Origin of the sequence: Treponema sp. B152, assembly GCF_024181665.1 — a bacterium.
GTDB classification, from domain to species: Bacteria; Spirochaetota; Spirochaetia; order Treponematales; family Treponemataceae; genus Treponema_B; species Treponema_B denticola.
The window spans coordinates 196,877-212,555 of the sequence record NZ_CP058668.1; the positions used below are offsets into that span (position 1 = coordinate 196,877).

General features: G+C 36.3%; 10 protein-coding genes. 6 read left to right on the top strand and 4 right to left on the bottom strand.

The genetic code is table 11. From position 1 onward, the window contains the following. Positions 1-20 precede the first annotated feature (20 nt). Positions 21-1,478: a S41 family peptidase gene (locus HYB91_RS00835; protein WP_371922101.1), complete on the top strand. Its 1,458-nt coding sequence runs from the start codon at positions 21-23 to the stop codon at positions 1,476-1,478. Positions 1,479-1,500: 22 nt separating this feature from the next. Here the strand turns inward: HYB91_RS00835 and mutS are convergent, their stop codons facing one another. Genes mutS through HYB91_RS00855 form a run of 4 tightly spaced genes read right to left on the bottom strand, consistent with a single transcriptional unit; the run spans position 1,501 to position 11,703 of the window. Beyond that, a complete protein-coding gene (gene mutS, locus HYB91_RS00840) occupies positions 1,501-4,164 on the bottom strand; it encodes a DNA mismatch repair protein MutS (protein WP_253719662.1) in 2,664 nt (887 codons plus the stop codon). A 13-nt stretch (positions 4,165-4,177) separates the two neighbouring features. Beyond that, on the bottom strand, positions 4,178-4,705 hold the full coding sequence (locus HYB91_RS00845; RefSeq protein ID WP_002667237.1) for an OmpH/Skp family outer membrane protein: 528 nt from the start codon (positions 4,703-4,705) through the stop codon (positions 4,178-4,180). A 9-nt stretch (positions 4,706-4,714) separates the two neighbouring features. Continuing rightward, positions 4,715-7,204, bottom strand: coding sequence for an outer membrane protein assembly factor BamA (bamA, locus tag HYB91_RS00850; protein ID WP_010698107.1), 2,490 nt, complete (start codon positions 7,202-7,204; stop codon positions 4,715-4,717). Continuing rightward, the gene (locus tag HYB91_RS00855) at positions 7,186-11,703 is read right to left on the bottom strand and encodes a translocation/assembly module TamB domain-containing protein (RefSeq protein ID WP_253719571.1); all 4,518 of its coding nucleotides are present in this window, start codon (positions 11,701-11,703) and stop codon (positions 7,186-7,188) included. The genes bamA and HYB91_RS00855 overlap by 19 nt, the downstream gene beginning before the upstream one ends. Before the next feature lie 32 nt (positions 11,704-11,735). On the opposite strand from HYB91_RS00855, the gene tmk reads away from it, so the two are divergent. From tmk to HYB91_RS00880, 5 genes are read left to right on the top strand one after another with little or no spacing between them, the layout of a single operon-like run. Then, positions 11,736-12,377, top strand: a complete 642-nt coding sequence (gene tmk, locus HYB91_RS00860) for a dTMP kinase (protein ID WP_002676060.1) — start codon at positions 11,736-11,738, stop codon at positions 12,375-12,377. A 3-nt stretch (positions 12,378-12,380) separates the two neighbouring features. Continuing rightward, positions 12,381-12,992: a hypothetical protein gene (locus HYB91_RS00865; protein WP_002667242.1), complete on the top strand. Its 612-nt coding sequence runs from the start codon at positions 12,381-12,383 to the stop codon at positions 12,990-12,992. A gap of 53 nt (positions 12,993-13,045) precedes the next feature. Then, positions 13,046-13,675, top strand: a complete 630-nt coding sequence (rpe, locus tag HYB91_RS00870; RefSeq protein WP_044909980.1) for a ribulose-phosphate 3-epimerase — start codon at positions 13,046-13,048, stop codon at positions 13,673-13,675. Continuing rightward, the gene (locus tag HYB91_RS00875; RefSeq protein ID WP_002667244.1) at positions 13,672-14,634 is read left to right on the top strand and encodes a tetratricopeptide repeat protein; all 963 of its coding nucleotides are present in this window, start codon (positions 13,672-13,674) and stop codon (positions 14,632-14,634) included. The genes rpe and HYB91_RS00875 overlap by 4 nt, the downstream gene beginning before the upstream one ends. Beyond that, a complete protein-coding gene (locus HYB91_RS00880; RefSeq protein WP_002676056.1) occupies positions 14,631-15,677 on the top strand; it encodes a hypothetical protein in 1,047 nt (348 codons plus the stop codon). Before HYB91_RS00875 ends, HYB91_RS00880 begins: the two co-directional genes overlap by 4 nt. Positions 15,678-15,679: the final 2 nt, after the last annotated feature.

Sequence of the window (15,679 nt, forward strand, 5' to 3'; positions counted from 1 at the left end):
TTATACTTTGTTTTACTGTAATGTATTTGGGCTGTTCCGATACTGATGCAGCTCTTGAAGGCTTAAAACCGGACCAAAATAAAAAACATATTATAAGTTTAGCCGAATTATATTCATATATCAAAGAATATTCTCCTTTTTTAAATGATGCTATTTTAAATAATCTTAATGAAAAATATTTTGAGCTAGCAAATAAGGTTATGTATGAAAGCGATAAATATAAAATTTGCACTTATTTTGAAGAGCTGTTAGCAGTAATAAATGACGGACATGCTGCCGTGTTCTATGAACAAGGCTCAAACTCTCCTTTTTATTTTTTACCTATCGGATTGGGCTATGCTGACGGTAAATACTATCTTTTATATAAAGAGGACAATATAAAAATACCTCTAGGTTCAGAGCTTATAAAAATTAATGATGAAGATGTAAAAAAATATTTATTAAATAATATTGCAAAATATATTCCTGTAAAAACGCCTCATGCCTTTGAAAATTCAATGATAAAACGTCTTTTATATTCTTCACAAAATAAAAAAATAAAATTTACATTTAAGGTTGATAAAAATGAAGTTAATTTGGAATTGAAATATTCAATTCCGAGTGAAAAAATCGGCAATATAAAATTCAATAAAATCCCTGATTATTATGATAAACTGAATAGGATATATTCAAGCCGTAATTTTTCGATTTATAGTATTAAAGAAAAATATGCTTTGATACAAATACATAATTTTGGGGATTATCATATGATAGATGAATTTATCGAAAAAATTATTCCTTTGTTAGAAAATTCAGATCATCTTATTTTGGACATTCGAAAAAATACCGGCGGTAATTCAAGTATAGGATTTGCAATTTTAAAAATACTTACAGGAAAAACAGATATTGAAATATCTTCCGTCAATATTAAAGATTTTCAACGCCGATTAAGTCCCGTTCTGATTACTTTAACTGCAATAAAAGATAAAAATTTAAAGGTTATAAACCATGATACGCTTACAAAACTAAATTCTTTTATTAACGACGGTAAATTAATGAAAGCTCATCAATTGTTAATGCCGGCAGAAGAAGATAAAATATTACAACAAATAGACAACTTTCTTATGCAAAGTAATGAAATGGAAGAATTAGAAAAAAAACTTATCTCTGCTGCAAATAAGTGTAAAATCGAGAATAAAGATATAACCGTTTTTACATCTTACAAAAGCGGTTCCGCTTGCGATAATTTTGCATGTTTTTGTAAAGAATTAAACATAAGGCTAATCGGAACAAATACTAAAGGAGCTACAGGAAACATCGGAATATTTAAGCTTACAAATAATTTTTCAATTGTACTATCATTACACAAAACTATGTACAATAATATAGAAATTAACAATAAGGGCGTATCGCCTGATATTTTTATTATGGATACGATTGAAGATATTAAAGATCAAAACGATCCCTGCTTAAATTTCGTTCTGAAAGGACGTTTTTGATATTACTACAGTTATATTTTTCTTATTTCCCTGAGAGCCTGTTTTTCCATGAGGCGATGAGCTGGAGTGCCTTTATTGGGGCGGTTTCGTCGGGATCGGTTGAAAGAATTTCGTTTAAGATAAGCTCTTCTTCAGGGAAGAGTGATAGGCCTTTCTCAGCCGGATTTGAAGAAGCTTTTTCTTCGGAGGTTATGGCTGTGCAGCCGGAATTACCTGTTTCTTGGCCGGTTCGTTCTTTTTGAAATTGGCTTCGCATGTATAAGAGATTTTCTGCTCTTGTTAGAACACTTTGCGGGATACCGGCAAGGCCTGCAACGTGGATGCCGTAAGAGTTTCCGGCGGCTCCGGGGACGACCTTTTTTAAAAAGACTATCTTTCCTTCCGCTTCAAGTACGTCCAATTTTAGATTTATGATTTTTTCGTGCTCCAAGCGGGTAAGTTCGTGGTAGTGGGTTGCAAAGAGGGTTTTTGCCTTTATGGTATTAAGAAGGTGTTCGCTTACAGCCTGTGCAATGGCAAGACCGTCCTCCATAGAAGTTCCACGGCCGACCTCGTCCATAATAACAAGGCTGTTTCGGGTCGCCGAATTAAGGATATAGGCCGTTTCTATCATCTCGACTAAAAAGGTCGATTCCCCTCGGGCAAGATTGTCCGTAGCTCCCACCCTGCAAAAAATCTTATCTACCGGGCTTAAAACGGCCTTTTCGGCCGGAACAAAGGAGCCTATCTGTGCCAATAGGCAGATTAAGGCTGTCTGCCGCAAAAAGGTGCTTTTTCCCGCCATATTGGGTCCCGTAATGACGGCAAAAGACGGAATAGTTTCATCTTCAGAATTGGTATTTTCGCCGGATAAGAGTTTAATGGAATTGGGTACAAAGTCTCCGGCCCTAAGATGGTTTTCAACTACGGGATGCCTTCCGCCGGTTATGTTTAAGATGCCTGAATCGCCGCAAAGTTCGGGCCTTGTCCAAGCGTGTAAAACTGCGGCCTGTGCAAAGGATTGGTTTACATCCAGCTCGGCAACTTCTTCTGCAAGTTTTTGTAAAAAGCAGTGATTAGAGCCTATTTCGGTACAAACCTCATCAAAAACTTCTTTTTCGGCTTCAATCAGCCTTTCTTCCGAGTTATTTATATTATCTTCAATTTGTTTTAAGGATTCGGTGGTAAAACGGTCTGCATTTGACAGGGAGCGTTGGCGGATAAAATAATCGGGAACAGCCGAGATATTTCCTAAAGACACTTCCAAAAAATAGCCCATCATTCTGTTATATTTTATCTTTAGGTTATTGATGCCCGTTTTTTTCCGTTCATCGTCCAAATACTTTTCAAGAATCTCGTGGGCATTTTCTTTTATGTTTTTTATCGTGTCTACCTTTTTTGAAAAGCCTTTTTTTATAAGTTTTCCGTCATTTAAGGCTATGGTGCAGTCATCATCTATCGAATTTTCCAAAAGGTCTCGGATTTCGGTCAGCAATTTTTTTTCTTCATCGTTAAGCTGCAAAAAATTGAGCTTTTTTTCTTCTATGAGGCTGCCCATTCTTATTACGGAGTTAAGACTTTGTTTTAAGGCAAGAAGATCCTTGCCGTGAGTCTTTTGCATTGCAATGCGGCCTGAAAGCCGTTCAATATCGAGTATGGAAGAAAGAGTCTCCCGTATAATGGCCGATGCTTTTCCGTCCTTAAAAAGACTGTTTACCTTGTCAAGCCTCTTATCTATTTCCTTCTTTGAGCGGAGCGGATAGCTTATCCTTCTCCTCAAAAGGCGGGTGCCCATGGCCGTTTTTGTATAATTTACGGATTCAAAAAGGCTGTACGAGGGGCTGTTATCCCTCAAGTTTGTCAAAAGCTCCAAATTTTTTCTTGTGGAATCGTCCAAGGAAACGAAGTCGCTTTCGGCATAGATTTTAATGCCGGAAATGTGGGAAATATCCCTGCCCGAAATCTCTTCCAAGTATTGAAGCAAGAGGCCGGCGGGCGGAACTTCGGGCGAATCGGTATTGAGTAAAAAGCCCTTTAAGTTTTCCGTCCCGAAGGTTGAGCAAAGTCTTTTTTCGGCTTGATCCGGGTTAAAGCTCCAGTCGGGATAAAAGTTTTGCATCATCGAAGGAAACTCCGAAAGGATTTGCTTTAAGGCAGGAAATTCGCTTTGAATCGACTGCTGAATTAAAATTTCCTTGGGGTTAATTCTTCCTATTTCTTTTAAAAACTGTTCTTTAAAGTCTGTTTTGGGGAAAGAGGTAGCAAAAAAATTGCCTGTGGTAACATCGATATAGGCAAGGCCTGCATAGTAATCGAATCCGCTGTTTCCTTCAGTTTTTTTATTTGAGCAATAGACTGCGGCAAGGTAGTTATTGCTTCCCTGTTCTAAAAAGTCGTCTTCGGCAACGGTACCGGGAGTAATAACTTCAACTACCTTGCGCTCGGTCAGGCCTCCTGCTACGGGTTCCGTAACTTGCTCGCATATCGCAATTTTTTTTCCTGCACGCAGGAGGCGGACTATGTATATTTTTGCGGCATGATATGGAATACCGCACATAGGTACATCGTTTCTTTTTGTGAGGGTCAGGTTTAAGATTCGGCTTACTTCGACAGCCTCATCAAAAAACATCTCGTAAAAATCGCCGAGTCTAAAAAAAAGTATCTCGTCTTTATATTTTGCCTTAATGCTGAGGTATTGCCTCATCATGGGCGTTTGAGGTTTATTCACTTCGTTTTCTTAATTCTTGAATAACCTTGTCCGTAATATCTACGGTAGGGCTGTACCATATGATACCTGCGTTATGCTCATAGCTTAAAACCATTGTGTAGCCTTCAGATTCTGCAACGCGGCGGACGGATTCGTATAGGTTGCTGTAAAAAACATCATCATTGATAAGATTTTTTCTGAGCATATTAAGTTCGTCATTGGAAGCCTTTACATATTCCATCAATAAGGTTATCTTGCTTTTTATTTTTTCTTCATATTTTTTTACTTCAGCTTCCTGTCCGTCGGCTTCGGCACTAACTTTTTTTTGCCTAAGCTGTATAATCTCGGATTCAAGGATCTTCTTTTGATTTTCAAACTTTTCCTTCTTTTCCTGATAGTCCCTCGCCGCCTTTGCATCACGCCTAAAGGTGTCAAAGATAAGTCCCGTATCTATAACTGCAAAGCGGGTAATCTGCTGTGCATAGATTCCAAGAGACATCAATAACATAACAATAATAATCAGGGTTCCTTTTTTATTCATACTAACCTCCTATAAATTGGGTATATTGAATGAAAGAACGAATCTCCAGTCGGCACCTTTTCCGTTGCCCCATACCGGTTTTCCGTTTACAGATTTAAAGGTATTTGCAAGCATCAGACGCAGAGGAAATTGGGGTATTGAAAAGCGCAATCCCGGGCCGAAACTGAAATAATAATCGTTTATGCTTAAGGATTTTAAATCCTGCAAGTCCTGTTTGACAGCTATAGCGTCAAAGAAAAAGTCGAAAGATAAAATTCCGTGAGCTAGGGGCCATCTAAATTCTATCCAGTTATTTTGCATAACCGTTCCTGCACCTTGCGTGCCCATTCCAATCCAGCCTCGCCCTTTAAAGGCCCCGTCAATATAAAGCTTCCTGTCAAAACTGATCGGCTGTTTAGCAAGAGGAATTTGGAAGGAAAATCCCGAGTAAAAACCTAGAACAAATTTTAGATTCCAGATGTCGCTTACGGGGTAGTCTAAGAGTGTAATATAAAACTCACCCTTTGTATCCGACTGAAAAAAGTACTCATCTTCAATTTTTGGAAAAAGACCATAAAAACCTATTTCCTGACTTAAAAACCATCCCTTAGAAGGATCATATGTAAGGTCTCTGTCATCTACAGACAGCTTTATCTTTAAGGAGTTGCTTAAGCCCCATTTTGCTTGTTGCTTTCTGATTTTTTCTTCGGCAGGTCTATACAGCATACTGTCATAAAAATTCTTTACAAGACCGAAATTTAGTTCTCCTCTTAGAGTGATAATTGCAAATTTAGGAAACCACCTGTATCCCGAGTTCATACCTAAACCGAATTCGAGACGTTCATATTTCATTTTAAATGCATCGGATAAAGATGGGTTTTTATTAAATTCTTCCATAGTTGTATGAGGGTCAGGAACATTGTTAAAAGGATAAAGTATATCCTGATAAGTATATAGATTTTTATGAGATACCGAAAAATTAAAACCTACCGAAAGAGGCTTACCTAAAAACCAGTTTTCAGTGAGCCCTAAGATTAAGCTCTGTGTATCGCTTGCGGCATTGACACTAGCCGATAGTTCTCTTCCTGTTCCAAATAAATTTTTTTCTTCCCACTGTGCAAATACAGACATAGGAAAGGTATCAGGATCCGGCGAACCTGAAAAAGTAACACCGAATTGAATCCCCGCCGTCGATTGTTCCTCAACATTGATGACAATATCCACAAGATCAGGTTCCGAACCCTGTAAAACATCGGGTAAAACGGCCGAAAAATATCTTAGGTTCGCTAAGTTTCTAAAACTATTTATCAGTTTTGTTTTAGAGAATACATCCCCTTCCTTTAATAGTATTTCTCTTAAAATAACATTGTCTTTGGTTTTTGTATTCCCTTTTATTATTATATTTTCTATATGGCTTCGTTCGCGTTCCACGATTATAATTGTATAGGAAACTTCTTTAGTTGAAGTATTACGGTTTTCTTTTTTATCGATATAATTTCCGGTATAACCGTTTTCAAAATATAGGTTGGCTACATCTCCAAACCCTGTTTCAAATTTCCTTAAATTAAATACATCACCCTTTTTAAGCTTGAATTTTTCGCTTAATTCCTTGGTTGAAAAAATATAGTTTCCTTCAAAGTCTACTCCTGCATAGGTAAACTGTTCTCCTTCCATGATTACATAGGTAAGGGTAATTTGATCTTTTTGCGGATCGGATTCGGTATCTATGTCCTTTTTTATGGTTTCAACATGGGCATCTATATATCCGTGCTCTCCATACAATAGCTTAATTGCATTTTTATCGGCTTGCAGGGCATCTTCTCTAAAAAAACCTTTTTGCAGTAACCATGCTTCTTTAGATACGAGTACTTTTTTTAAAGCCTTTTCGGGGAATTTTGAATTTCCTTCAAAAAGTATCTTAGTTATAACGGATGTTTTGCCTTCTTTTATAAAGAATTCGACATTTACACTGTTTTTTTCTTTGTTTTCAGAAGTTTTACTTGATATTTCCGCCTTTGTAAATCCTTTTTCGATATAAAAGTCTTTTAAGGCTCTTTCGGCATTCTTTATATTAACTTCATTAAAAATGTCGCCTTTTTTTACCTTGATTGCTGAAAGTAAATCTGCTTTTCGGATATTGTTATTGCCTGTAAATACAATATTATTTACGGCGGGTTTTTCTTTGACTATAAATTCCAACAATACGTATTGATATTTTTCGTCTGCCGGTATTGCCTTAGGAACGATATCTGTAAAATAATCCAATGCATAGATTTTTTGTAATATTTCCCAATATAGCTCATCGGAAAAAGGCTTTTTTTTGTATGATTTGAAGATTTCATCTAATTCTGAGCTGGCGATATTTTGTAAACCTTTGAACTGAATCTCTAAAACAGGTTTTCCATTATACCATCCTTCAGGCTCTTGAGCAAAGCAATTTAAAGCAAATAAGATTAGCATAAAACCTATAATTTTTTTCTTCAACATTTTTATCCCCTTAATCAATAAGAAAATTTCCATGATAGTGTCAATCCTGTATCTGATACAAACAGAGAATCGAGGTTGCTCGGAGCTATGTGCCATCTAAGCTGGAAAAACGGAGTATTCATTTCAAAACCTATTTCCGGTTGAAACAGTAAATTCTCATAAACCGATTTTCTAACAACATCTGTTTTTGCAGAAAGCGGATCGTAATAGCTAAGATGCAGCATTGCATCTGCGTATATGGCAGAACCGAAATACTTACCAATGTAAACACTTGTATTATCAAAATAGTTACCGATTGTCAATGGCTTATCCTTTGAAGATCTAAATAAATTTTCCAAAATAACATTTTGTATAAGTAGACTTCTTAAGGAAAATACATCTACATGTAGAAAGTCTCTGACTTCTTGTTCAACTTTCTTCATGATACCTATATTTGTTAAAATATCCGAGGTATTGCGGAGCGTTTCTTTTAAAATGTTGCCGTTTTTCAAATCTCCTAAGGCAACCTGCCCCATCAAGTTCATTGTATCGGAATCCGACATAGCCATTGGGGGGGAGGTTGTGATTACCGGTCTAAACCGTTCAAGGTCAAGATGCTGATCTTTTGCCGTCAAATTTATTGTAAGGGGCTGGCCGTCGGCCATTTTATCCTTTATTTCTGCTCTTACCGATATTATGGGTTCAATTTGCTGAAAAGGCGAGTTAAGAATTTTTAATTCTCCTTCTTTTATATAGAAGTTTCTTTTTATATAGAATATTTCGCCTGTACGAATTTTTGCAGATCCCGACATTTCAAATTTTCCCGTACTTGTATCAAGGTTTAGGTTAAAAGGCTCATTTTCGGTATAAGCTAGGGCTCTTAAAAAAGGTAATTCCGTTGATGGATACCTAAATTCGGATTTTTTCCCCAAATTTAAATTTAAATTCATGTAAAAAGCGGGGTGGATGCTGCCGGCTGATGTTCGTTCGCTTTGTTTTTGCAGATCTGCAAACGGAACCGAAAAATAGCCCTTATCGAAATATGCATCGCCTTCAAGGGTAATAAGTTCAGGGTTTATTTCAAGTTTTATTTTGCCTTCAGCTCTTCCGTCCGCATGAAAGGCTATATTTTTTGTTTTTATCAAGGCCTGTGTATTTTCAAGAACTCCGCAGTTTACAGTGGTATAATATGGAATCCATCCTATAAATTCCGATGAAGCCTCACCCCATAGGCTTCCGATTTTTCCATGTAGAATAGTATATGGTACGGATATAAGGGTTCCGTCAAATTGTATGGGAATGTCGACAGGGCCATAGGTATCGGGAGAATAGCCCGGCGATGTGCAGAAAAGCTCTTCTCCTTTAAGGATTCCGTAAAACAGAGGATCTTTTTGAGTGCCGCTTATTTGGAGATCGCCTTGAACATTGCCGCCTGAAAATTTGATAATATTATTATTGGGTATAAGGTTTATTACCTTTGCAAGATCGATACCTATATTTGATACGGAAAGATTTATATTATCCTGTGACAGGTTACCATCAATGTTTAAATGGAACGGCAAAGATTCGTCTATATGGAGGGACACGAGCCCGTCATCTGTTTTAAAACCGTATATTTCGTCATTGTTACCGGCATACAGGGCTATAATACTCGGTTCTTTTACCAATGAAGCCTTGATGCTTCCTTCTCCTTTTTGACCGGCGAGGATCCAATCGGATATTTTCATGTCAATATTAAAATGAGAAGTCAAACCGATAGTGTTTTCGATTATGTTTTGGCTTTCCGTATTTTTTTTATCTGCCGTAGAGGTAAAATTAAAAGAAAAAGAAGCTTTAGTATCCGGATTTTCTTGATTGTCTTGTTTTTTTGTTTCTGCTTCATATAAAAATGTAAGAGCTCCCTTTTGCTCTGAAGGATTTATAAAAGCTTCAATGTTATCAATCTTATGAATTCCCCACTTAAAGGATGATTCGTAAAGATTCATCTTATCGTTATCGATAAAGGCAGATGCCTTTCCCTCAAGATTTTGACCGTTTAGATTAAACGATATATTTTTTACGTCGGCTTTTACCGAAAGAGAATCCTTATTCCCCAAAAATATAAATTCTGCACCTATTTTATTTTCAGGTTTTTGTTTTTTTAAAAAACGGTTAAGAGATATATCATCTATCTTACATGTTCCGTCAAAGTAAATTTTATCCGAAATGGTAAATAATGAGTTTAATATGAAGTTTTCGGTTTTATTTTTATCCGAAAGATAAAGATTGGATGCGTATTGATTAATATTTTCGTCTGAAGAAGGGATTAAATTAAAAGCTGCAGTTCCTTCAAGCTGCTTATTTTTTATTCCGGCTTTTACATTATGAAAAAAAACTTCTGTAGGTTTTGCATAGCCTTCCGCATAAAATTCAAGGCTTTCATCGGTTTTTGTAATATCGGTTTCAAGATATTCCAATTTCGCATAATTGCAGGTAAGTTCCCAATTTTTATTATTGTCATATTCAAAAGAAGTATCAGCAGAAAAAAGAGAACCTATAAACGGAACGGGAAGTTCTTTTACCTGCATAGTTCCTTTTAACTTTTTTTCGGTATTCTTTAAAATATTTATGTTTAGATCATAATCTCCGTAAATACTTATCATTTCATCAGTCAAAAGACCTGAAACCTTATAGCTTATATCGTTTAAGGTTAAAAGTGAATCAAAAATCATGCTGTCCTTTTCAAAGGCCGAATTTATGTTTCCCCGTAGATTCATATTATTAAAGAGAACATCGATATCGCTTATATTAAGAGAAGATTCGTTCCCTTGCAGAGAAAACAAGCTATAAAATCCGTTTTTAGATTTTGATGCAAGAACAGCCTGTATTATATTATACGAAAAGTGTTCAAAGTCGCTTGATATATAAAATTCGCTTGTCATTTGAACGGGAGCGATTGAAGTCTCCAATAATTTTTGCATGGGAACGGTTAAATCGGTAACGGAAACCGCTCCATTGTAAATATTTTCAATACTTATGCTGTCTATGGTTCCATGAAGCTCTAAATAACCCTGATTTTTGTTGGACGATCCGTTTTTTGCCGGATGAGTCCATGTTCCGTCAATGTTGAAACCTCCGCTGGGATCTTTTCCGGAAAGATATATATCCGTTTTTCCCGTTTTTTTCTCAAATAAGCCCTGTATGTTTTCTAACGAGGCCTTTCCGATATCGGCACGGGGAATTTTTAAAAATATTTTATTTTTATTTGAAGAGACGTTTAGGTTCATAGCCATATTTTCGCCCGATGGTAATTTAAATTTTGAAATATTTAAATAAAAATTAGGTAAAATTTCTTTTATTTTGTAAGAGCCTTGGGCAGATAAATTTATATCGGAGTTAGTTAATTTTAAGTTTTTAAGGTTTATAAGGTCGTTGTTTCCATCGGCTTTAAAGCTGAGTATGGATTTTTCGATTTTGTTGCCGGCTATTTGAAATTTCGGCAGTTTAATCGAAAAAGCCGTATCCCACAGGAGTTTTTCAGGCCTGGCAAAGGTTAAATTAAACTGTCCTGTAAAAGCGGTATCCTTTAATTCTTTAAGAATATCCGTTCCTTCGGAAGATGAGACGGCTAACAGAGGTTTTAAGTCATTACACTCAAGATTTATGCTGCCTGCATTTTCCGCCAGATTCCAAGATATTTTTACATCAATGGGCTGAATATCTTGCATGGTTGTAATGGATGCCGTCTTGTCTAGGTATGATGCAAATAGAGAAAATTTATCGATATAAATATTTCCCAGTCTTATATCCGAAAAGTTTAGTATCGACGAGGCCGACATATTGCCGGGATAAAACGAACCGTTTATATTTATGAGTGTGCTTAAGTCCGGAAAATTTGTTTGCATAAAATTACTATATCTAAGACTTGAATTTATATAAACGTCAATTTTACCGGAATCCAACGTAAGTTTTCCGCTTGAGGTATAAAAATCTATATTTGAATTTTTATTGCTGTAGTTTAAAGCAATATTTTTTAACTCGAGTTTTATGGGTTTTGTATTTTTAATTTTTTGTGAACCCGCTTCAATAATTGTCGATATATCTAACGAAGATTCGGTACTCTCATCTTTCTTTCGATCTTTTACCGTTTTATCTACGGCATTTTCTTCAATGTTTAATTTCGCTAAAATATTTTTATTTTTTTCAATGTTAAAGTCTATAATTCCGTCATAAACGCCTAAGGAGGCAATTACGGATGTAAAATCTTTTTTTATTAGAGAGATAAGTCTGTAGTCTATATAAAGTAACGAAAAATGAGCTATTTTTTCGTTTGTTGCAGCGTTGTAAATAGTAACATCCCGTATTTTTATTCTATCAAAAAAGGAAGGTGATATGGATTCATAGGTGATTTTTATTTCAAATTCGTCTTCCACAGTTTTGATAAGTTTGTCCCTTACATATACCAGCTGCTTTTCCAGTGCTTTGGCTGCCGGATAAAAAACTATCAATGAGCTTACAACTATTGCGAGAAAAACGATAATTTCTATTATGCGCCTTTTTTTTATATTTTCCACCAGCCTACTATTATATCAAAAAAAAAAATGTTATGATAGGCCTCATGATATTACCCAACTTTGTTGTATTTGAAGGTATAGACGGCTCAGGGACTACGAGCCAGATAAGGCTTTTAAAGGAAAGGTTTGAGTCTGAAGATAAGAGCTCCCTTGTTTCGTTTACACAAGAGCCCACATCGGGCCCCATAGGAACTTTAATCCGTTCGGCTCTTCAAGGTTCGTTTAAGCTTGCCCCTGAAACGATGACCCGTTTATTTGCAGCTGACCGCTGCGAGCATATTTACGGCTTACAAGGTATTCTTAAAGAGGTAAATGATGGAAGGGCCGTTTTTTCGGATAGGTATGTTTTTTCGAGCCTTGCCTATCAAACTGCTGCAGGAGCTGCCGATCTTGCAAAACTTCAAAACGATGGTTTTCCCCTGCCTGAATTTCTATTCTTTTTTGATCTGCCCGTAGATATTTCCATGAATCGGGTAATGGGGCGCAGTAATGTTCTCGAAATATACGAAGAAAAAACTTTTCAATACAAGGTTCAGGACGAGTATAAGAAAATTATAGATGAGTACAGGCTAAAAGAACCCAATATGAACATAGTCATAATTAACGCTGTTGAACAAATTGAAGAAATTCACGAGAAATTATGGAGTATCCTAAAAGATTTGCCGAAAATATAATCGATGAAAAGGCGATTCTTCTTTTTTGTAATTTTATGTTTTTTTATTTTCTCCGGTCAGGTTTTTCCTTATTTTGTAGAATATAAGGAGCAATATTATAAGCTCTACCATATTCATTACGAGCAAGAGCCCGATGATATCGTCGAAAATATTTATTGGCTTGAAAGGGCTATAAATGCCGATTTTTGTAATCCCCTCCATGCTCTGGGAAAGATTACTACCAAAAAAGAATGGGAAAAATATCGGTACATGTTTATGATGCACCTCAACCTTAAAATGGTCGAGCAGCATTTAAGATTGGGAAGTAAATACGATAAACAGGCTGCATACTTTTATAATTATCCTTGGAAAGAACAAAATATAGAAAGCCTGTCTAAGGCCGAAGAATTCTATGAAGCAGCCCTTGTTTATTGGCATGAAGCGAAGTTATGGGCGGAAAAAGCCAATATGAGAGAATTCCAATTTTTATTTTTAGATAGCCTTCCTTTTTGGGAAAATGAAAGAGCCCGCATTGCTTCCGGAGACTTAAACTATGAGAGGACTATAAAAAGGGAGCTTCTCCGTCTTCAAAAGGTCAGAGAGGACTTTATGAATATGGACGATAGTACTTACTGATTTTTACTATTTACCTATTTACATATATTCATTTGTTTGCTAATATGGTATATATGGATAGGTGTTTTAAATTAAGTCCTTCGCTTTTAAGTGCGGATTTTTCAAAATTAGGTGAAGAATTGGCCTTTATAGAGAAGCACGGCGGCGATTGGGTTCACATAGATGTTATGGACGGGCAGTTTGTGCCTAATTTAACCTTTGGAGCTCCGGTAGTAAAATCTATACGCCCTTGTTCCAAGCTTATTTTTGATGTGCATCTAATGGTTAATAATCCCGAAAATTTAGTCTCGGCCTTTGCAGATGCAGGTGCGGATTATTTTACCTTTCATGCTGAAGCATCTATTCATGCAGACAGACTTATTGCCGATATCCGTTCTCACGGGATGAAGGCCGGAGTAAGCATCGTACCAAGCACTCCTGTAGTAATACTTGAAGAAATAGCTCCCCTGGCCGATCTTATCTTGGTTATGAGTGTTAATCCCGGATTCGGAGGACAAAAGCTTATACCTTATTGTTTAGAAAAAGTTAAGCGGCTAAGGTCATTGCGCGAAGAAAAAAACTATAATTATTTAATTTCTGTCGATGGCGGGATCGATTCAAAAAATGTGGGGTCGGTTATTGATGCCGGTGCCGACGTAATTGTGTCCGGTTCAGCTTTCTTTTCGGGAGATTTAAGAATATGAAAAAAATTTTAATTTTATTTTTTTTACTTTTTACTGTAAATGCCTTTACACAAAATTACGCCGATTATATGTCATCCGGCTTAGATGCCTATGCCCGGTCTGACTGGTCGTCTGCTCTCTTTTCTTTTCAAAAGGCAATGGAAGTTTCAAAAAATTCTTTGGATGAGCCTCTATATTGGCTCATAATGGCAAATGCCTCTGCCCGTAATTATACGGTTGCCCTAAACGATATTGAGACTTTTTTAAAACGATTCCCAAACAGTTCTAAAGCCGCAGAGGTGATTTATCAACAGGGAAGAATATGCTGCCTGTCTGCAAAGCATGATCAGTCCATAAATATTTTATACGGCTTTTTAAGAAAATATCCGAACCACAGACAAACCGCCTCGGCTTATTACTGGATAGGAGAAAATCTCTACATGGTAGGACGCCTAAAAGATGCAAGAACTATTTTTTCGCGTGTTATAATAGATTATCCATCTTCAGCCAAGGTTGAACCATCCCGATATAAGATAGCCCTTATAGATCAAGCTTCTACACAGGATGAGCTTTTAAAACTTTTAAAAATAAGTCATGAGGAACTTTTAAAGCTTTCCGAAGAATCGGAAAAAAATAAAAAAATTTATGAACAAACGATTGCTGCATATCAGAGGCAGTCTTCCGATGCCGGCGGAGATATGAGAATTGCCGAGCTTTCAGAGCAGCTAAAAATGGAAAGGAAGCATAATGAAGAACTGCATGACCAACTTGTAATGCTTGAGTTAAAAAATCAAGAGCTTTTGGCAACCTTAGCAAAAATGGATGCTAAATACACTTCAGAGATGGCTGCGGATGGGGAAACTCCTGCTGCAGATTACTCCGATCCAAAAGCCAAACGAGCTGCAATTGAGGCTTTAATAAAAAAAGCTAAAATTTTGCAGAGTATGTATAACCAACTTCTGGAGGGAAACGGTCAATGAAAGTAAAAAGATATTTTACGATTTTATTATTAGGTTTGACAACATTTTTTTTACATGCTAAATCACTGCCTGATTACGAACTTTTGAAAGATAATCTTAAGTTGGTGGTTTTTAGAAAGACGGGAAATTTTTGTCTTTATAATCTTTCTATCAGAGGAAAGGGAAAATATACTCCTCTTTATGATGATAGGTCCCTAGGCCGTACCAATAAATTCTATGTTTATAAGGATAATAAGGTCTATGAATTAAAAAAGAGAGTAGGGAAGCCCGTTACCATTGAAGCTGACGGAGATTCAATAAAAATCGTATATGATTTTGATGATTCTTTTTATGTTACTCAAAAATTATCGTTTACAGAACAAACTTACGGTACCGGCGGCCCTCTTTTAAAGATTGAAACTATAGTTGAAAATACAAGCGGCAGTACGGCAGAATTTGCATTAAAGGCTCTTTTTGACACTAAGCTCGGAGAAGACCGAAAAATTCCCCTTTATACCGATTTAAGAACGGGAATTTTTAGAGAAACGGTTTTAGAACCTAAATTTGAAAAAGATTCTGCCATTATTTCTGCAAATTCCGATTTAGCCTGTTTATTTTTACTCAATCATTCCGAAGCCAAAATACCGGCTCAAATTTATGTTGCCAACTGGGAAAGACTTCAAAGTATTAAGTGGCTGCCTAAAGCCGTTCAGGGAAGATTATTTAGTACCCAATATTCGCATAATGATTCAGCCTTGCTTTTTGTTTGGCCTAACGAGGTATTGGAGAACAGTGACAGCTTAAAGGTAACAATGTTTATAGGCTGTTATGACTTTTTAAGAAAGAAAAACACTTCTGTAAAAGAGGATGTATCCGATAAGACTAATACCCCTGTTCCTCAGGATAAAGCCGAACCCCCTAAAAATGAAAAAGATTACCAATATATACAAGCCTTATTGGATAAAATTCTTGAAGTTGAATCAAATCCCGATATGGCTTCCGATGAATATATTGAAGATTTAATAAAACAGACAGATAATGCAATACAAAATATACAGGAATAAAA